This window comes from Streptomyces inhibens (genome assembly GCF_003389455.1).
GTDB lineage: Bacteria > Actinomycetota > Actinomycetes > Streptomycetales > Streptomycetaceae > Streptomyces > Streptomyces inhibens.
The window spans coordinates 1-18,949 of record NZ_QUAC01000473.1; the positions used below are offsets into that span (position 1 = coordinate 1).

Annotated in this window: 12 protein-coding genes and 1 pseudogene; 7 read left to right on the forward strand and 6 right to left on the reverse strand. The window is 68.7% G+C overall.

What is annotated here, in order from left to right; translation table 11 throughout:
- Positions 1 to 564: 564 nt before the first annotated feature.
- A complete protein-coding gene (locus DY245_RS41050) occupies positions 565 to 1,011 on the reverse strand; it encodes a hypothetical protein (protein ID WP_128512217.1) in 447 nt (148 codons plus the stop codon).
- 509 nt (positions 1,012 to 1,520) lie between these two features.
- Here DY245_RS41050 and DY245_RS41055 point away from each other — a divergent pair.
- A pseudogene (locus DY245_RS41055) lies at positions 1,521 to 1,718 on the forward strand (transposase); the annotation flags it as partial.
- Positions 1,719 to 2,100: 382 nt separating this feature from the next.
- Here the strand turns inward: DY245_RS41055 and DY245_RS41065 are convergent.
- Both DY245_RS41065 and DY245_RS41070 read right to left on the reverse strand, forming a co-directional pair.
- Positions 2,101 to 2,862: a response regulator transcription factor gene (locus tag DY245_RS41065; protein WP_425329516.1), complete on the reverse strand. Its 762-nt coding sequence runs from the start codon at positions 2,860 to 2,862 to the stop codon at positions 2,101 to 2,103.
- On the reverse strand, positions 2,859 to 4,154 hold the full coding sequence (locus DY245_RS41070) for a sensor histidine kinase (RefSeq protein WP_128512218.1): 1,296 nt from the start codon (positions 4,152 to 4,154) through the stop codon (positions 2,859 to 2,861). The genes DY245_RS41065 and DY245_RS41070 overlap by 4 nt, the downstream gene beginning before the upstream one ends.
- Before the next feature lie 192 nt (positions 4,155 to 4,346).
- On the opposite strand from DY245_RS41070, the gene DY245_RS41075 reads away from it, so the two are divergent.
- The 3 genes from DY245_RS41075 to DY245_RS45005 all read left to right on the forward strand — a co-directional run bounded on the left by DY245_RS41075 (position 4,347) and on the right by DY245_RS45005 (position 6,817).
- On the forward strand, positions 4,347 to 4,676 hold the full coding sequence (locus DY245_RS41075; protein ID WP_244943579.1) for a DUF4190 domain-containing protein: 330 nt from the start codon (positions 4,347 to 4,349) through the stop codon (positions 4,674 to 4,676).
- Positions 4,677 to 4,789: 113 nt separating this feature from the next.
- Positions 4,790 to 6,349, forward strand: a complete 1,560-nt coding sequence (locus DY245_RS41080) for an alpha/beta hydrolase (RefSeq protein ID WP_128512219.1) — start codon at positions 4,790 to 4,792, stop codon at positions 6,347 to 6,349.
- Positions 6,350 to 6,661: 312 nt separating this feature from the next.
- A complete protein-coding gene (locus tag DY245_RS45005) occupies positions 6,662 to 6,817 on the forward strand; it encodes a hypothetical protein (protein ID WP_181924085.1) in 156 nt (51 codons plus the stop codon).
- 307 nt (positions 6,818 to 7,124) lie between these two features.
- On the opposite strand, the gene DY245_RS41085 is transcribed toward DY245_RS45005, so the two are convergent.
- Together DY245_RS41085 and DY245_RS41090 are read right to left on the reverse strand one after the other, a co-directional pair.
- Positions 7,125 to 10,415 carry an AAA domain-containing protein gene (locus tag DY245_RS41085; protein WP_128512220.1) on the reverse strand — a complete coding sequence of 1,097 codons (3,291 nt, stop codon included), beginning with the start codon at positions 10,413 to 10,415 and terminating at the stop codon, positions 7,125 to 7,127.
- Positions 10,416 to 10,837: 422 nt separating this feature from the next.
- Positions 10,838 to 12,283: a glyceraldehyde-3-phosphate dehydrogenase gene (locus DY245_RS41090; protein ID WP_128512221.1), complete on the reverse strand. Its 1,446-nt coding sequence runs from the start codon at positions 12,281 to 12,283 to the stop codon at positions 10,838 to 10,840.
- 898 nt (positions 12,284 to 13,181) lie between these two features.
- On the opposite strand from DY245_RS41090, the gene DY245_RS41095 reads away from it, so the two are divergent.
- The gene (locus DY245_RS41095; RefSeq protein WP_244943580.1) at positions 13,182 to 14,318 is read left to right on the forward strand and encodes a UDP-N-acetylmuramate dehydrogenase; all 1,137 of its coding nucleotides are present in this window, start codon (positions 13,182 to 13,184) and stop codon (positions 14,316 to 14,318) included.
- A 1,271-nt stretch (positions 14,319 to 15,589) separates the two neighbouring features.
- Positions 15,590 to 16,432: an IPT/TIG domain-containing protein gene (locus DY245_RS41100; RefSeq protein ID WP_128512223.1), complete on the forward strand. Its 843-nt coding sequence runs from the start codon at positions 15,590 to 15,592 to the stop codon at positions 16,430 to 16,432.
- 144 nt (positions 16,433 to 16,576) lie between these two features.
- On the opposite strand, the gene DY245_RS41105 is transcribed toward DY245_RS41100, so the two are convergent.
- Positions 16,577 to 17,584, reverse strand: a complete 1,008-nt coding sequence (locus tag DY245_RS41105) for a tyrosine-type recombinase/integrase (RefSeq protein ID WP_244943581.1) — start codon at positions 17,582 to 17,584, stop codon at positions 16,577 to 16,579.
- A 693-nt stretch (positions 17,585 to 18,277) separates the two neighbouring features.
- Between DY245_RS41105 and DY245_RS41110 the strand changes: the two genes are divergently transcribed.
- Positions 18,278 to 18,829 (forward strand): hypothetical protein, encoded by a 552-nt coding sequence (locus DY245_RS41110; protein WP_128512224.1) that lies wholly within the window; start codon positions 18,278 to 18,280, stop codon positions 18,827 to 18,829.
- Positions 18,830 to 18,949 lie beyond the last annotated feature (120 nt).

Here is an 18,949-nt window from a genome sequence, read left to right on the forward strand (position 1 = left end):
TGTGGGAGAGTAGGACGCCGCCGAACAATCATTGTGGGAAAGCCCCGCACCTTATGGTGCGGGGCTTTTCTGCGTTCAGGGCCCGTTCGCCCCCTTCCATACGCCGGTCGCCTGCGCCGGCTCTACGGGGTCATCCGTCGAGGCCGTCGGAGGGGACGGGCCGGATAGGGATTCTGGGCGCACACAGGGGCTCCTGAGTGCGAAGGGTGGCGGCCGCCCTGCCGCTAGGAGTCGACTCCATTGCTTATGTCGCTGCTACGCCGCCCTGCTCGATTCCCCCTGCCCTGCAAAAAAGCCCTCCGTGAGGGAGGGCTGGAAACAGTACGGCAAGAGCGTCCCGGCAGGACTCGAAGTTGGGCCCAGGTGTTTAGAAGGCGCTTGGTGGGAGCGGTATAAATAGGACTCTGAACTGCATGGACGCGGGAAGCTGACCAGTCGTCACGGCAACCTTCGATGATTTCGGGAAGCTTCCGACCTGACGCGTGACTGATAGGGCGGGGCCGCGTGAGGGGAGATCCGACACGTACTCGGTGAGCCAGGTGGCGAGAACCTGCGGGAAGGCAGTCACGACCTGGCCGCCAAAGGCAGGATCCGCACCGGGTCGCTGGCCGGCGGGAAGAAGGCGAGACGGCTCGGTGCACGAACGTCTTCGTCGTCGTAGGCCCATCCCACGGCAGCGGAGACCACGTAGTCCGCACGGCCATCTGAGGTCTCCAAGATATGGACACGGCCGCTGCGGCCGACCGTGTCGGTCTCTGCGAGGATGCGGGCGCGCTCCTCAGCTGTGGCGCACCGGATGACGAGGCCGTCGTAGACCATCCCTGTCCGTACCGCCTCGACCGGCTTGAAGAGTACGTCGATTCTTGGAGCGTTGTCGGCGAGCTCGCTGCGCAGCAGGAGCTGGCTGTGGCTGACCGAGTAGACCCAGACCTCGAACCTCCGGTCGGACCGGAACAACTCCCGCCCTGGTACGAAGCAATCGTCCCGGTTGAGCCACGCGTCCGTCTGCATGTGGGGATCCTGCCAGCCTCGACCGAAAGCCCCTCCAAGGGACTCTCAAATGATCACGTGAAACGCGTGAAGGGCCGAGCGGTGATGCAGATCAGGCCCTTGACCCGGGCTTCCGAAGTCGGGAGCCGTGAACCCACGACCTTTTCGTCCCGAATGAGGTTCGGGCAATATCGACACCTGCCTCGATGGCATTTGCTCAGGCCAGGGCATTGGTATGGGTCGGAGTGGCGGGGTCTCGCGGGGGTTTCGGGAGCGAGTTGGCTCCCAAATGGCTCCCAGGAAAACCATCCCTTGCTGGTTCCTTGCGACCGCTTGCCCGGGCTGACTGGGTTTTAGAGATCATCTCAATTGGCTTGATCACTGGGCTGTCTGCCGTGATGGCGTGGGTGGGGCGTCTGGTTCCGGACGGGTTGTGGGAGGTGTTCCGGCGGGTGGTTCCGGCTGCACTGGTGCGTCCGCCGGGTGAGGGATCAAAGGTTCACTTGATCACTGAGCGGACCGGTCTGCCCCTCATCCCGCGCATCGCCCGCAAAGGGGTCGAGTCCTCCCAGCGCCTGGGCCGACACCGTTGGACCGTGGAGCGCACGGTGGCCTGGCTTGCCGGGTGCCGCCGTGTGCACCGCCGCTACGAATGCAAGGCCGAACACTTCCTGGCCTTGGCCGGCATCACCGCCGCTCTCATCTGCTACCGGCGCCTGGGCGCGTAAGCCGGTTCATGCGGCTCCGGGGAACCCGGGTCGGCGCCGTCGAACTGGAGGCACGAGTCGTGGTTCAGGCCCAGGAATTCCGCCATGGGCGCGGCAGACGGCCGGTCGCCGACAGATCCTGGCGAGCCTCCGCCGACCACAGTGGCGGGAAGAACGGCTGTCCTGCCTGCCGTTCAGTACGGAGGCTTCGTCACGAGACTTCGTCGCTCCATCCGGCCCACCGTAGCCGCTCATCGTGTTGGCGCTCCTTGCATTCGGCCACGACTTGCTCTGCAGGCCCTGGAGTGGCTCGGGTTGATTCCCCACCCACGAGGCTCGGCCTGACCGATCTGTCGGTCTCAGCCCTACGGGCGGACTTCAGTTCAGGCCACCTCAGGCCGCGTCAGCCGGCGAACCCCGGCACCACCAGACCGGACTCGTACGCGATCACTACCGCGTGGGTCCGGTTCTGCGCACCGAGCTTGGTCAGCACGTTCCCGACGTGCGTCTTCACCGTCTCCAGACTCACTGTGAGCGACTCAGCGATCTCCGGGTTGGACAGGCCGGTGGCCATCAACCGCAGCACCTCCTCCTCCCGCCCCGTCAGCGCCGCCTGCGGCAACGCCTCGGCGGAGCCCAGCGGGCGGGCGGCGACCATCCGGCGCAGTGCCGCCGGGAAGAGGATCGCCTCTCCCGCCGCCACCACCCGCACCGCCTCCGCGATCTGCTGGACCGGAAGCCGCTTGAGCAAGAACCCGCTGGCCCCCGCGCTGAGCGCGGCGGTGACGTAGCCGTCGTTCTCGAAGGTGGTGATCACCACGACCTTCGGCGGTTCGGCCGACTCGGCAAGGAGTTGCCGGGTGGCCTCGATCCCGTTGCGACGCGGCATCCGCACATCCATCAGGACCACGTCCGGCCGCAGCCGCCGCACCTGCTCGACCGCCTCAACGCCGTCGGCGGCCTCCCCGACCACCGCGATCCCCGGCCGTGCCGCGAGCAACATGCGCAGACCGCTGCGGGTCACCTCGTCGTCGTCCGCGATCAGGAGTGTGACGGGGGCGCTGGTAGGGCTGGTGGTGGCGGGTCCGGTGCCGGCGCCAGTCATGACGGCTGAGCTCGCGTCAGGGCTGGTCGTGACGGCTTCGCTCGCGTCAGAGCCGATCATGCCGTCAACCGTACCGGCAGCCGGACCGCCAACCTCCAGTGCTGCGGCCCGTCCGGGCCGGCCTCGATCTCACCGTGCAGCAGTCGCACGCGCTCGGCCAGCCCAGGCAGGCCGTGCCCGGATGTCGGGAAGGCATCCGGGCCCGTGCCTATACCCGTGCCCGCCCCGGTCCGGTTGACCACACTGAGCTCCAGTCCGTCCGGCGCGGCCGCCACCCGGACCTCGATCGGACCGCCCGCCCCGTGCCGCAACGCGTTCGTCAGCCCCTCCTGCAGGATCCGGTACGCCGCCCGGGAGAGCGTCCCCTGGACCTGCGCCAGCTCGCCCGACAGCTCCGGCTCCACCACCGCGCCCGCGTGCCGCAACCGGTCAAGGAGCTCAGGCAGGTCGGACAAGGTCCGGGTCGGCGCTGTCTCCGCCTTCTCCTCGCGCAGCACGCCCAGCACGTAGTCCAGGTCCTCCAGCGCGGCCCGGGACGACTCCTCGATGCTGCGCAGGGCGGCCCGCGCCGCCACCGGGTCAGCGGAGAGTACCTCGCCCGCCACCGCCGCCTGGATCGTGGTCGCCGTCAGCGTGTGCCCGATCGAGTCGTGCAACTCGTGGGCCATTCGGTTACGTTCGGCCAGCAGTAGCTCCCGCTCGGCCGCCAGCGCGAGCCGCTCAGCCGACGACGGCCCCAACAGCCTCGGCGCCAACCACCGCAGAGCGCTCGTCACCACCACGCACGCAGCCGCCGCCAGCAGCACGCAGCCGAGCGCCACCACCCAGCTGCCCCAGCCACCCGCCACCCGCACCGACCAGCCGAACAGGCTCAGTCCCGCCTCGGCGCCGAGCCAATTCCCCGGCAGGACCAGGCCCGCGATGAGCAGCACACTGCTCACCAGCGCCCCCGTCCACCCCAGTGCCACGTGCAGCAGCAGCCAGAGAGGAGTCCGCCAACGGTCAGCGCCGGATGGCACGGCGCGGGTCGGCGCAGTAGGAGTCGGCCCAGTGCCGGGTGAGCTCGCGGACTGACGTGCGGCCACAGGATCCGGCAACGGCACCCTCAGCAGTCGACGGGCGACCGCGATCAGCCCCCGCCGCGTGGTGCGGGCCAGCCCGACCACACCGATCAGTGCCGCCCAGTCCAGCAGGGTCAGAACGACCTGCACTCCATAGGGAGCGGATCGCCACGCCAGCGTAGGCAGCATGGCGAAAGGCAGCAGTGGAAGGCTCGCCAGCGCGCCGCAATAGGCGAACAGCATGCCCGAATATGTGGAGCCGCGCAGCAGCGGCCGGATTCCCCTGATCATGATTCGGCCAGTATGGCCGGGCAGCTCACCGGCGGCCTCCCCCGGTCGAGGGAGCACTTTCTCCCGCCTTCCCGCGATGCGCATCCAAGACCCCGGAAGCCAGGATCGTGCCTTGACCAGTTGACCGGAGGACGGCTGATGAACACGCAAGGGATAAAGACGTTGCCCCACCCCCGGGGCCCCGGCTACGGCATGCAGGCTGAGGTTGGCAGGAACAGCCTGGCCGTGGCCGCCATGGTGCTGGGCGTCACCGGCTTGATCACCTCGATCGTGTTCATCGGCGGCCTGCTCGGCGTCATCGGCCTGATCCTGGGCGTCGTCGCCCTGAAGACGACCAAGTGGACCGGCGTCGGCCGTGGCATGGCCATCACCGGCGTGGTGACGTCGTTGATCGCCATCGTGGTGTCCATCCTGGTCGCCGTCTTCGTGGCCTGGTACGCCAACAACACGCAGAAGTGCTACCAGCCCGACAGCTTCCGGCAGTACACGCAGTGCGTCCACCAGCAGCTCAGCGGGCACTGACCGGCGCCCGGCAGCACAGCAGGTAATGACCCCCGAGCATGGATTCGCCAACCTCCCACGCACAAAAGGGCGGAAGGGCTAGTCACCTCTGCCCAGCAAGGACGAGCACAATAATGCGAAACGGACGAATAGCGTCTCTTCTGGCCGCCGGCGCCGCGGCGACTTTCGTTTCAGCACTGACACCCGCAACGACCTTTGCCGGACCTCAGGCATCTGTGGCCAAGGACCCTCTGCGCCAGTACGCGCAGCAGAAACCCCGGTGGCAGCGCTGCGACGCACAAAGCCCCGCCACCTTTCAGTGCGCGATTCTCAAGGTGCCGCTGGACTACAGCGATCCCAGCGGCAAGAAGATCGACATCGCGATATCCCGGCTGAAGGCAAGCAGCGCAAAGGAACGTCGCGGCGTTCTGCTGCTCAACCCCGGCGGCCCCGGCGGACCGGGCCTGCATATGCCTGTCGCCCCGGAATCGAAATTCCCCGAGGAGGTGAAGAGACGGTACGACCTCATCGGGTTCGACCCGAGGGGCGTCGGGCAGAGCTCTCCCGTCAGCTGCGGTCTGACGGACGACGAGAAGAACGACGAGCGCCCGTACAAGGCCGAGACGTTCGCGAAGGACGTGAAGTGGGCCCGTACGGTGGCCGACAAGTGCCGGGCCAAGGCGGGTGACATGCTGCCGCACCTCACCACCCGCAACACCGCTCGCGACATGGACGTCATCCGTGCCGTGCTGGGAGAGAAGAAGATCTCCTACCTGGGGTACTCCTACGGCACCTACCTCGGCGCCGTCTACACACAGATGTTCCCCCAGCGAACCGACCGGTTCGTGTTGGACAGTGCAGCCGACCCCACGCGGATCTGGCGGGGCATGTTCCAGACGATGGCGGAGGGGACCGTGCCCGCCTTCACGAGATGGAGCGCATGGACTGCCGAGCGACACACGACGTACAAACTGGGCAATACCCCAGCCGAGGTCCGCAAGACCTTCTGGGACCTGATCGCCCGGGCCGGCCGCAAGCCCATCGACTCCGGCGGGAAACTCCTCACCGGTGACGCCATCCGCGCTGAGCTGCGTGCCACGTTCTTCCACGTTCAGGCCGCCGCCGAAAGGGTCGCCGAGCTGAAGAAGGCGGCCGAGGGCAAGAAGCCGGCCCCGTCCGGCTCGCCCGAGCGGGCCCCGAGCCCCGTCCCGCCGGCGTTCGCCCGTGCCGTCCCCTCGGACAACGACGCCGCGAGCGCCTGGGCTGTCATGTGCGCCGACACCCGCACGTCGTGGCCGGACGCCCCCGAGCAGTACCGCCGCGACGCGATCCGCGACAAGGCCCGGTATCCGCTGTACGGCGATTTCGCGTCCAACATCAAGCCGTGTGCCTTCTGGAAGCAGGGCAGCGAGCCCGCGACAACGGTGAACAACAAGGTCAGTGCACTGATCCTGCAGAACGAGTGGGACCCTCTGACGCCCCTGGCCGGCGGCCGGCGCATGCACCGGGCCCTGCACGGCTCCCGGATGGTCACTGTCGCCGGAGGGGAGGGGCATGGCGTCTACGCCCTCACCAACTCCTGCGCGGACAAGAGCGCCACGGCCTATCTGATCACGGGCAGGCTCCCGGCCAAGGACCTGACCTGCCAAACGCCGACCGAGCCGGCACCCCCGGGAATGCATAACCGCTTCTGACCCTCGGCTGTCCAGGGTGTGGGCAGTTACCCAGGTCGGACTCGCGGAGCTCGGCGGTCCGTGACGTCGCGATCGGTGCGGCGCCGACGGCGGGCCTGGAAATAGGCCGACGCGCGTGCGGCGCACCCGGCCGCGGCTGCCACCGCCGTCATCCCAGCCGTTTGCGGCAATGAAACACTTCCAGGCCCCCTAGTGGTGCTCCGCCTTCTTGTGGGCGTCTCCTCCAGCTCCTGCTGAGTCATTGTGGGGATGAGATCATCGGCCGGTGCCGCAAGTCCATGGTGACTCCGGCGGGAGGTTCGTTCCTGTGCCATGTCTGATCCGGGTCAGCACGTCCAAGCGCCGAATGGCGAATTCCATGCCGTCCTCTCGGACCGTGTCACACCTCGCGGTGACGCCTTGTTCCACGCCGACCTTGTCGTCCTCGGCGAGGTGACCTTCCAACTCGCGACCGAGCCGGTCCGGTGAGTCGCCGCTGCGTGTTTCCGCTCGCCCGGCGGTCTGCCGGTGCTCGTTGCGAGCCGCGCGAATGGAGGCAAGACGCGTCTGAAGCGCGCGCATCTCATTGCTTTCGCTGGATCGATTCCACCCAGCCGGTCAATGCCTGCATTCTGTGCCCGGCCTGGTCCAGAGGGGCCTGAGCGCGCTGACAGAGCAGGTCCCTACGCCCTTTCGGGGCCCGTCATACCGCAGCTGCTGCCACCTCAGCTCCTGCGAAGCCGACGAGGATGCGCCGTAGGGCTGACGGGGCCGTGACAGTGACGGCCCACTGGATTCAGCGCCCGGTCTTCAATCGGATGTCCTGGTTCCAGGCATGCGTGCGCCCGGATGGGGTTGTCTTGCAGGCGGCGGCGTAGCAGCGCCAGAACCAGGTGCCGTTCTTGCGGCGCCGGATCTCGATTTCCGCGCCCTTGCACCGCCCGCACTTCGGCGGTCGTGCGAACGCCTCCGCGTGTTCATGCGCCAGCAGCTTCCGCGCGAAGTACGTGCCCCGCATGGTCAGCATGACCTCCCGGGTCCAGCTCTGCGAGAGCACGTTGAGGCTGCCCAGCATGACCGTCCGCTCGTCGATCACTGCGATCTTCTGGTGCATGACGTTCATCGGGACCACGGTGTGGGCCACGGAGCGCAGGTCCGCGATGAGTGACTGGCTGGTGTCCTTCCGCTGGAGCTGGTCCGTGTCGTCGCGGATGAAGACCCTGATCCGCACGCCCCGATCGGCTGCTGCCCGCAGTTCGGGCAGCAGGGATCGGATCCGGTTGGCGACCCAGGGGGCCCAGAGCCACAAGGACTGTCGCGCCTGCCGGATCTCGTCGGTGAACGTGCGGTAGAAGTCCCGCTCGTCATCGACCTCAGTGACCTCCACGTGCCGGCTCAGCACCTCGGCGAGTGCCGTGCCGAACTCCCCTCGGAAGGGGACGGGCGCGTGGGGCGGGGTGATCAGGTGCTTGGCGTGGAGCACCCGGACGCCCGGGGTGCCGATCAGCGCGGCCAGTTGGGCCAAGGCCATCCCCGGGCGTGCGCCCTTGACGCGCTCTCCGCTGGCGATGATGTAGAGGCGGGTCTTGACCCGGGTGACGGCGACGTTGAACAGCCGCACGCCGTCGCGCGGCCACGGGCTGGGGGCCGGCTGACGGTGAGCGTGAGCCATCCACAGTTCGCGACTGTCCGCGCTGCCCTCCACCGTGTCGAAGACGACGATGTCGAACTCGCGGCCCTGGAACTTGTGGGCCGTGCCGACCTCAGCCAGTGGCCGGCTCGGGCCCTCGACGTCCCGCAGGGCCTCCAGGGTGGCGTCGGCCTGGACGCGGTACGGCGTAACGATGCCCGCCTCCTCGCCCTGTTCGCGGTGCAGCTCCACCAGTGCCCGTGCGATCAGTGAACCGGCGGGCCACCATCCGCTGCGGCTGCCGGTCGGATGGGCGCGGGCCAGCTCGTGCAGACCGTCGGTGTCGATAAGGACGATCTCGGGGTCGTTGTCGGGCCGTTCCCGCGATGCCTGGCTTCCGCCTTGCAGGACTCCGCCGTACGCAAGATCGTTGGCCAGCTTCATCACGGCCGGGCCGAAGCGGTGCTGCTCGGTGAGGGTGATGCAGGCCGGGCGCGCCTGCGCGTCAGCGGGCTCGCTGATCCCGCAGTGCTGGAAGACGTCGGGGAGCAGCCACCTCTTGATGTCTTCGCGGTCCTGGTCCTTGAGCGCGGCCGGTATGACGGGTCCCAGCTGCATGAAGTCCCCGAGAAGTACGGCGGCCCGGCCGGCCCTGCCGGTGGCGAGCAGCACCTCGGGCAGGGTGGCGGCGCCGGCCTCATCCACGAGAACCACGTCGTACGGACCCTCGAAGACCGCCCGGTTCGTGCGGAAGCGGGCCAGGGTGGTGGCGACCAGCTTGGCGCCCTTGATGATCTCGCCCTGGGCGTTGCGGGCGAGGCGTTCGTATGCCTCCTGGACCTCCTGGTACTGCTTCTCAAGCTCGGGACGACGGGCGGTGTCGACGGCCACGGCCGGGCGCAACCGTTCGGCCCGGTCGTACTGGGCTGGCCAGCCCCTCCGCCCGGCTTGTTCGGTGAGATCCTGGGCCTTCTGGGCCTGTCCTGAGGCCTGGACGGCGCGGGCCGCCTCCTGTTCGCAGGTCGCCCGCTGCTGCTGGGCCTCCTCAGCCGCGTTCAGTTTGGCCTCGGCGTCCGCCTCGAGGGTGCTGATCTGCTCCATTGTGAGCGGAATGCTGTCGACCAATGCCGTGATCCGGGTGCCGAGCGTCGCACTGTGCACGGTTGCTGTGGCGCGGGCTTCGCGCGCCGTCAGCCGGGCCCCTGCGGCCTGCTGCTCGGCTTCCTCCAACTGCCGCTGGAGCTCTGCGATCTTCTTGCGAGCGCGCCTTTTGGCTATGGCGCCCAGGGCTTCGAGCTCCCCCAACTCCCCGCTCAGGGTGCGGCAGCGGTCCTCCGCGATCAGTGCATCCGCCTCGCGGTTCTCCGCAGCCTGCCGGATCTGAACCACTTCCCCGGAGAGCTGCTCCGCTTGGCGCCACTGGGCACGGGACGGCTCCGCCGCCGAGACGCGGGCGGCGGCCGTTTCGGCGGCCGACACGGCGTCCTCCAGCTGGCGGTCCGCTTCGGCGAGCCGGCTATGGGCGTTGGTCAATCGTGCCAGCGCGGAAGCGAGATCCTGGCCGGGAGTGCGCAGTAGCTTCAGCGCGGCGAAGTACGTCGGAGGATCAAAACCGGCCAGCGCGCTGTCCAGCGCCGCCAATTGCTCGGCCCGGTCCCGGATCGCGACGAGCTCGGCCTCGACCGCGCTGCGGCGCTCGGCCGTTTCCGTTAAGCGTGCCTGGACCATCAGCGGCAAGGAGACGGAGGGGTCCTCGGCCACCTCCCGAAGGTGAGGCGGGCCCACGCGGACGATATCGCCCGGTTCGTGGCGCTTCTCCCGCACCACATCGAGTAGGGCGTTGTCCACTGCGATGTTGGTCGCGGAGGCGAGCAGCACCCGCTCGCCCCGGGCGATGAGATCGCCGATGGCGCGCTTGAGCACGGTGGTCTTGCCGGTGCCTGGAGGGCCCCACACCAGGTGGACGCCTTCGCCGAGGCAGGCCCGGTAGGCGTCCCCTTGTGCGGGGTGAAAACCGGGTGGGTCCACGTCGCGCGCCGGCACTCCTCCTATGGTCCGGGCCGCCAGCGCGGCGGCCAGAGGATGTTCGCCGATGCCGGCGATGCCGTCACGCAGGGCCTCGACGAGGAACGTGGGTGGCTGCTTCAGCATCCACAGGTGCGGATCTGTGATCTCTGCGAACTCGGCTACGCGCAGGGTGAGCAGGGAGCCGTTCTGCACCGTCTCGGAGACAGAGAAGCCGTTCGCCTCGATGGAGTCGTCGTCCGGGCCGGCGAGCCGCAGGCTGTCGAGCTGGTCCGGTCCGATGTCGGAACCGCGCAGGTCCACCGCGTACTGACCGGGTTCACCGGTCCGGGCCGCCCGCCCTATGCGCTGCCAGCGGGGCTTCCTGCCGGCACCGCCCTCGACGGCGATCCACTCGCCCAGCGCCGCGGCTATCTCCTCACGCCACCCCACGTACCGCCCCCTAGTCCCCCGCCCCAGAACCAAATCCGCACACTACCCAGCCGTGCGAAGTGACACACATAAAGGGGATGCGTAACCGACGGTGCGGAGCGGGCTGGTGTGGATCTTGTGGGGGCCAGGCTCCAGACCTGACCCGGCCGAGATCAGCGAGCGGTCTCCTGTGCGCTGTCCGTTCCACCTGAGGCAGGGGGCGCCGGTCCGGGCGAGAGGGAGTCTGCCGTCGGTCGTCAGCGGGCTGCGTGGACGCTTGTGAGTCGTTACTGCAGTTCACTCGGGGGTGAACCGAGCGTACGGCCCGTGCCGGTGCCGGCCGGCGGGTGGCGGTGGGAGGGCAGCTGGATGCCGGCCGGCATCGGTTGTCGCGCCACCGTCGCCCCGCCTGCCGGGACACCGGATCGGAGAGTTGGTCGAGATCAGACCGCCGGAGCCGGGTAGGTCGGGTACTCCACCCCGGAGACGTGCTGGACGACGCGGATGACCTGGCAGGAGTAGCCGAACTCGTTGTCGTACCAGAGGTAGAGGATCGCGTTGTCGCCATCGACCTTGGTGGCGCCGGCGTCGATGATCGAGGCGTGGCGCGAGCCCATGAAGTCGCTCGAGACCGCATCGGGGGCGGTGGTGAAGTCGATCTGGCGCTTGAGCGGCGAGGTCAGCGACACGTTGCGGAGGTGGTCGAGGACCTCCTCGCGGGTGGTCTCGCGCCCGAGCCGCAGGCTGAGGATCGCGATCGAGACGTCCGGGACCGGGACGCGGATCGAGCTGCCGGTGATCGGCGCCTTGAGGTCGGGCAGCGCCTTGGCGACGGCGGAGGCGGCGCCGGTCTCGGTGATGACCATGTTCAGCGGCGCCGAACGGCCGCGACGGTCGGCCTTGTGGTAGTTGTCCAGCAGGTTCTGGTCGTTGGTGAACGAGTGGACGGTCTCCACGTGGCCGCGCAGGACGCCGTACTCGTCCGCCATCGCCTTCAGCGGCGGGACGATCGCGTTGGTGGTGCAAGAGGCGCAGGACAGGATCTGCTCGTCCGGCTTGATCGTGTCGTGGTTGACGCCGTGCACGATGTTGGGGACGTCGCCCTTACCGGGCGCGGTCAGGACGACCTTGTCGATGCCGGGGCGCAGGTGCTTGGACAGGCCCTCGCGGTCGCGCCACTTGCCGGTGTTGTCGATGAGGATGGCGTCCTTGATGCCGTACGCCGTGTAGTCGACCTCCGACGGGTCGTTGGCGTAGATCACCTTGATCTCGTTGCCGTTGGCGATGATCGTGCTGCTCGCCTCGTCGACGGTGATCGTGCCCTGGAACTGCCCGTGGATGGAGTCGCGGCGCAGCAGCGAGGCGCGCTTGACGATGTCCTGGTCGCCGCCCTGGCGGACGACGATGGCGCGCAGGCGCAGGCCGTTGCCGGAGCCGGCCTTCTCGATGAGCAGGCGGGCCACGAGGCGGCCGATGCGGCCGAAGCCGTAGAGGACGACGTCGCGCCCCTCGCGGCACTCGATCTTGTTGTCGCCGGTGGCGCCGGCGACGGCCTGGGCGGTGAACTCCTCCACCGAGAGGCCGCGCTCGTCGGTCTTGTACGTGGCGGCGAGCATGCCGATGTCGATCTGGGAAGGGCCGAGATCGAGCGTGGTGAGAGCCTGCAGGAACGGCAGCGTCTGAGTCACCGAGAGTTCCTCGCCGGCGATCTGCCGCGCGAACCGGTGGGTCTTGAGGATGCTGACCACCGACTTGTTCACCAAGGAGCGGCTGTGAAGCAGGACCGTGACGTCCCGCTCCCTGTGCAGCTTCCCGATGATCGGGATCATCGACTCCGCGATCTCCTCGCGGTTCTTCCAGTTGGTGAACGAGTCGTCGTTGACAGTCACAGGTTTATCTTTCGAGCTAGGCGGTGCTCATATGCTAGCCCCCCGCTACTTTGATCGTTCAAACGCCCCCACCTGAGGGGGATGTCGTGATCGGGTCCCAGGGTCACGGCGGCGTGGTGAGGGGCTGCCGGGCGGCGTGAAGGTGTCTTGTTTGGGGCGATTTGATCCGGTTGGCGTGATCTCTGTGGTCCTCGGTATCAGGTCCCGGGGCGAGGGCGCCATTAGCGAGAAGGCGCCGGACAACTGGCTCAAGGGTGCGGTGGCCCGGCGTGACATGCCGCACGTGGTGGCCGGGATTCTGTCGGGCGAGCTTGGGGAGCAGGTTTCGGTCCGCGGTTTGTGGCCAGAGAAATTTCGGTGCCGCCGTGGCCGGAAGGTGCCTATTCCGACGCGGTGCTCTTCTCCAACGGAACTTGCCCACCGCTCGGTGGGCGCCGGGGCACCACGCGGTGGGCTGCCGGCGGTCGCTGGAGGCGGCACAGGGACTGAGGTGCAGGGACTGAGATGCAGGAACTGATGGGCCACGGAGACACCTCGTCGCCGAGGCTCGGCTCGTCCGGGGGACGTGGGTGGCGCCGCCGTCGCGGCTGAGGGTGTCCTGGGCCTCTTCGGACAGGTCACCTTGGAGGCGCCCGCAGCCGGCTGGTCGGGCTGGGGGAGCGCTTCCTACAGTGTGACGCGATGGTTGCCCGGTAGATCGGCCGGCGCACTGCGGCGGCACTGAGCGACGAACTCCGGGCGCCGGCCCCCTGTGGCTGACCCGGGCCGGGCGGAGGTGCGGCGGGCGGCGTGCGCCCGGTCGCCCGGCACGGCGGCGGACCGACCGCTGGGCCGTATAGGTCGGCGGCCCGGCGGCCCGACTGGCCCTGATCCCGGCCTACTTGGAGGAGAAGAGACCTTGCGCATCACGTATGACGCCCCGCTCTCGCCGATGACCACCCTTCACCTGGGCGGGCCGGCCAGGACCCTCGCGGAGCTGGGGGATCTTCGCGACTTACCCGGTGTCGTCGAATGGGCCCGGCGGCACGGCGGGCCCCCGGTCTGTCTGGGGTCCGGCAGCAATGTCCTGGTCAGCGACGCGGGGTGTGACCGGCCCGTGCTGCGGATCGCCACCCGAGGCGTCCGGGTGCTCGGGCCCGCCGGTGACGGGCGGGTCCTGGTCGAGGTCCAGGCCGGGCATCCGCTGGGGGACCTGGTGGACACCGCCATCGGCGAGGGGCTGTCCGGACTGGAGATGCTCAGCGGAATCCCGGGCACGGTGGGCGCCACGCCCGTGCAGAACGTCGGGGCGTACGGCCAGGAGATCGGTGACTGCCTGGTCCGGGTCGAGGCGTGGGACTGGAAACTGGGCCGCAGGGTGACCTTGTCGGCCGCCGAGTGCGCCCTGGGGCATCGCACCAGCAGGTTCAAGGGCTCCACCCGCTGGACGCTCCTGGTGCTGACGCTCGCGCTGCGGCCCTCCAGGCTCAGCGCACCGCTCACCTACCGGAGCGTGGCCGAGGTTCTCGACGTACCGGTGGGCAGCAGGGTGTTGCTGACGGACGCGGTGCGGGCGGTGCTCACCGTCCGCCGTGGGAAGGGCATGGTGCTGGACTCGGGTGCAGACCACCGGACGGTCGGCAGCGTCTTCCTCAGCCCCAGGGTCAGCGGGGCGCGGAGAGCCCGGCTGCGGGCGGACGGTGCGCCGCTGAACTCCTTCTCCGACGGCTCGACCAGGGTCAGCGCCAGCTGGCTGATCCAGCAGTCCGGCTTCGCGCTGAGCAGCCCGCTCGCCGAGGGGGTACGTGTGTCCTCGCGGCACTACACGCTGGTCGCGCGGTCGGGGGCGAGCGCCACCAGCTTCGGTGAGGCGGCCGACCGGGTGTTCCGGACGGTGCTGCACAGCACCGGCATAGCGCTCACCTCGGAGATCGATTTCCTCGGTGACCCGTCGAGCCGCCCGCTCTGCCTGTCGTCACCAGCACCAGCACCAGCACCAGCACCGGCAGCACCGGCAGCAGCGTCAGCAGGTGCGGTCCGTCGACCACTCCTGTGAGCACGCCCACTGGCAACTCGGCCGGTGCGAGGGCGTGTTGGGTGATGGCGCCGGATAGGAGTGTGACCACGGGCCTCCACCAGGGCCGAGGTCGTCCGTGCGGGGCTACCGCGCGCCAGGCGCTGAGCGGCCGGCGCGGAGGCCAGGGCCACGAACGCCATGGGGCCCGCCGCCTGGACTCCTGACCGGCCCCGTCCCGCGCCCGTGTCCCATTCGGATGCCCAGGGGAGGCGCGGGCTAGGAATTCGTAGTGACTCACTTTCGATGTGCCGCTTGCGGGCAGGCGTTGACCGTGGTCTTGCAGCAGGTGGCGGAGATGCCGGTGCGGCCCGAGTGGGATGGCTTGGCGGGGGAGGGCGGTGTGTGCAGGGCGCCGGCCACGGTGGGGGCGGGGTTCTATGCGGTTGAGTCGGAGCCGTGGGGGGCGTCGTCCTTCGTCGGTACGGATGATGTGGATCCGGTTTTGTCGATCTTTCCTGGTGGTCCCTGTGTTCCCGATGGTGAGGGAGATGGCCGGCTGGTGTCCGTCGGGTCTCGTCACACCGTCGTGCTGCACCCTGACGACGCCCCCTGGGTCACGGCCCTGGATCTTCGGGAGAAGGAGAACTGGGCCGACCACTGGGGACGTTGCAGGTGGGCCAGGTGGGCCAGGTGGACCGGGTGGACCGACCGGGAGGAGCGCAAGGAATCGGCTCTGCCGCTGTGGAGTCGAGGTGGGCGCGGAGATCAGCGACTGCAGTACCGCGTACCAGAGCTCCATCTGGAACCTGGGCGAGTCACGGCCAGCGATGTGGCCGGCGGCGGCGAGCCGGTCTGTGTGACCGGGTGAGGATTTGGTGTGCTGCGACCCAGCGGTCGGCAGCGGTCGGCGGCGGTCGGCAAGCAAGGGCGAGTGGCGGGAACTTGCCTGTTGGGCCAGGGGGTGTGAAGTGGAGGTCATGTGCGCTGCGCCGTAAGGGTGGTTGTGTGTCAACGCGATTGTCCGGTGGCAACCCTTCTGGGTTACTGGTGAGGCCTGGTCGGTGGGCCGTCCATCCCCCTCGGGCTTCAGTAGTCGGCCCACCCGCCAGCCCTCTTCGCTGTAGGGCTTCGAAGGACGGCCGGTAGCGCGACGGCCCTTTGCACTCTCCATGTGTGAGCGGGCCGGGTGTGCGCCGTCTGTGTTGTCCTCCCGTACGGCCGACTGCTGCCAGTGCTCGGGCTCCGGTTTGTGAGCCGCATCTGTCACGAGCGGGGCCGAGCAACAAGCCGCAGACAGCAGGAGGACCTTCATGTCCAGTCCCACACCCCAACTGATCTCGCCCGTACAGCTGCCGTCTATTCAACTGCCCGGCCTCGGGCCCGTTCTGCTCGCCCTGCTGCCGAACTCGGGGCCGACCGTGGGCGGCAACACGGTGACGCTGTTCGGGCTCGGCCTGGCCGGTACCACCAGTGTGCTGTTCGGGGGCGCGTCGGCCACCATCGTCGGACAGGACCCGCTGGGGCTGACCGTCACGGTCCAGCCTCCGGCGCACGCCGCGGGTTCCGTGCTGGTCACCGCCACCAACGGGGCGGGCACCACCAACCCGGTGTCCTACACCTACGTGGTGACGGCCCCGCCGGCCACGCCGACAGCCGCGGCCATCATCCCCCCGACGGGGCCCACTACGGGTAACACCCCGTTCATCATCGCCGGTTCGAGTCTGCAGAACGGGACCGTCACCTTCGGTCTCACCCCGGCCACCGTACTGGGCACGGACCCCACCGGCACCGTCCTGTTCGGTATCACCCCGGCCGGGCCCGCCGGCGGCGGCAACGTCCCGGTCACGGTGACGACTCCGGGCGGCTCCGCCAGCGTCCCCGGCGGGTACACCTACGTCCCGCCGGCACCGGTGGTCACCGGAACCCTGACGCCGGTTACCGCGGCGGCGGGATCCACCTTCTCCATCGCCGGTGCCCAGCTCTTCGGAGCGACCGTGCTCTTCGGGGCCACGCCCGCCAGTGGAGTGGCGGTCAACCTGGCCGGCACCGCCCTGACCGGGACCATCCCGCCGGGGATCTCCGGGTCGACCGTCGCGGTGACCGTCCAGACCGCGGGTGGCACCGTGAGCGCTGGATCGTTCACCTACCTGTAAGGGTCCTCCGCTCCGACGGACGACGGCTCGGGCCGCGACTCCCGAGGTCCATCAGCAGCGCATGACCTGCCTGGACCTCGCTGAGCGGCCCGGTGCTGTCGCTTCGTAGGAGGGCGCACGCACACCGTTCGGCCCCCTTCCGGATCACGGGCGGGGGCCGAACCTGACCGTGGCTCCCAAGTCGCTCTGTGCGCGGCCGGGCTGTCTGCCAGGGGGCAGATAGCGCCGGGCGGTGTCCAGCGAGGGGTGACCGGCGACGCTGCACAGCTCGGGCAGCGAGAGTCCGGCGTCGGCCAGCCACGTCAGCCCGGTGTGCCGCAGATCGTGGCGTCGCAGGTACTCGTGACCGAGGCCGACCACGACGTCGTCCCAGTGGGTCGCGCTGCGTAGCGCCGCGGTGGTGAACCGGCTCCCGAGCGGACCGGAGAACAGCCGGACCAGGGGGGTGTGACGCGCGGCCGCCAGCCGCCCGGCCACCAGTTCCCGTGCGGCCGGGCGCAGCGGCACCACACGCTGATTGCGGCCCCGGTACGCGCGGTCGGCCAGACCGTCCGGCTCGGAGGTGGTGAAGCGGCGGACCTGCCAGGTCCAGGTGCTGAGATCGATGTCCTGTGCCTGAAGTCCGGACACTTCACTGAAACGGGTACCGGTCCACGCGGCGAACCGGACGATCTCACCCCACCCTTCGTGGCCGTCCGAGGACCGTTGGACGAGTGTGGTCGCCAGTTGGTCGAGCGCCTCCGGATCCGGCAGGGCCAGCGAACGGGGCGTTGTGCGTTCGGTCTGGGCGCGCTGGTACTCCTGCTGCCAGCCGGCCACCCGGGCCGGATTGGCGTCGAGTACACCGTCGCGTACGGCCTGTTCGAGGACGCGGATGAGCACGGCAAGGCTGTTCTTCACCGTCGACAGGCCGCATTCGTCGGCGATCCAGCAGTGCAGCGCGCGGTTGACGACACGGCGGGTGACCTTCGGAACGAGGATGTGTCCGATGCTGGGGACGACACGCAACCGCCACCCGGCCCGGTAGGGAGACATGGTCAGCGGTTCCAGGCCGTCCATCGCCGCCGACCACCTCCGTTCTCCGTAGTCCGTCAGTGAGGTCGTGTGTGCGCCGGTCTCCAGGGGAGACCGGAACACGCCATTACTGTTCATTCTCGAATCACCTTGCCTGAGAGAGATTTTCCGGCCGTTCGGTGTTCTGAGTGCGATGGACGGAGCGCTAAACCGGTGTTCCGGAGCGGTGCCACATCACACGAGGGACGGTGCTGTGAACGGTGCTGTGAACCGAGCGCGCCCTGTCGGAGAGCGCTTCGATGTGCCGCCTTCTGTGCGGGGGTGACAGCCGTACCGGGGGCTGAGAAAGGCCGGACTGTGCCTCGCGCCGACGCCGCCTATTGCCGTTGCGTGGGCTGCCGTTGCGTTCCGTGCAGGGGAATGACTAGCGGCGAGCTCTCTGCTGCACACGGTTTCATTTCGCGACCGAGCAGGAGCAGTGAGCAATCGAGCGCTTCATCAGTCATGGGTCGAATAAAGGCATCAACTAAGGCCACTGCGCAAGTTGGTACGGGATTGCTCTTTTCACGCTGCTCCGATCGGGTGGCCTTATCGGTTGACTGTTGTAGCGCGACGTGGCGCATGGATAACTAGTTGCATCCAACCGGTGGGCCGCCCATCCTCTCCGGGGAGCGGCATCTGGCCTACTCGTTGGCCCGGCCCAGCGCCTGGTTGCGGTCAGACCGTGATGCCGTATGGGCGTCCCCGGTAGAGGGTTTTGGATCCGTCAGCCGGTGTCGGTAACTCGGCACCGGCTGACCGGCCACCGCCACCCGATCCAGGGGGCGCGTCATGCGAATCATTTCCACCATTCGTTGGGTCAACGGCGTATGTGCCTTGATCCTGGGCCTCACCGCGACACCGGCAAGTGCCCGGTCCGGCGGTGAATCGGACCAGGCGGTCCCGGTGCCCGGCGAGGAATCGGCGCTCGTCGTAGCGGTCAACGCGGTCAACGCGGCAAACGCAGTCAACGCGGCAAACGCAGTCAACGCGGCAAACGCGGTCAATGCAGGTGCGGCGGGTCTCCCGCGTCCTACCACCGTGGTTTCCCCGGTGGGGTTGCGCACCACTCCCGCTCGCGCGGAATCCGCCCAGAATTCCCTTGCCACCGAGGTGGATGCGGATCGCTACGCCCCCGGTACCGAGGCGCGACCCGGACCGGACGCGATCATCCCCCGCAGTTATGCCGAATCCCCCTGTCCGGGCAGCGGTATTGCCCACGTCGACGGGGGTATCTCCCGCCACTTCGGCCCGGTCACCCTGCCGGCCGTAGTTGTCCGGGACAACGCACCGGACAACTCGCCCCGCACGGCGGAGCCGCCGGTTGCGCCGGTTGACAACTGACCTCCGGACGCAAGGGTCCGGCCGTTTTCCGGTCGCCCCCGCATTCGGAGATGTCCCGCAACTCCAGAACGCCCGCAACTCCAGAACGCCCGCAACTCCAGATCGCCCGCAACTCCAGAA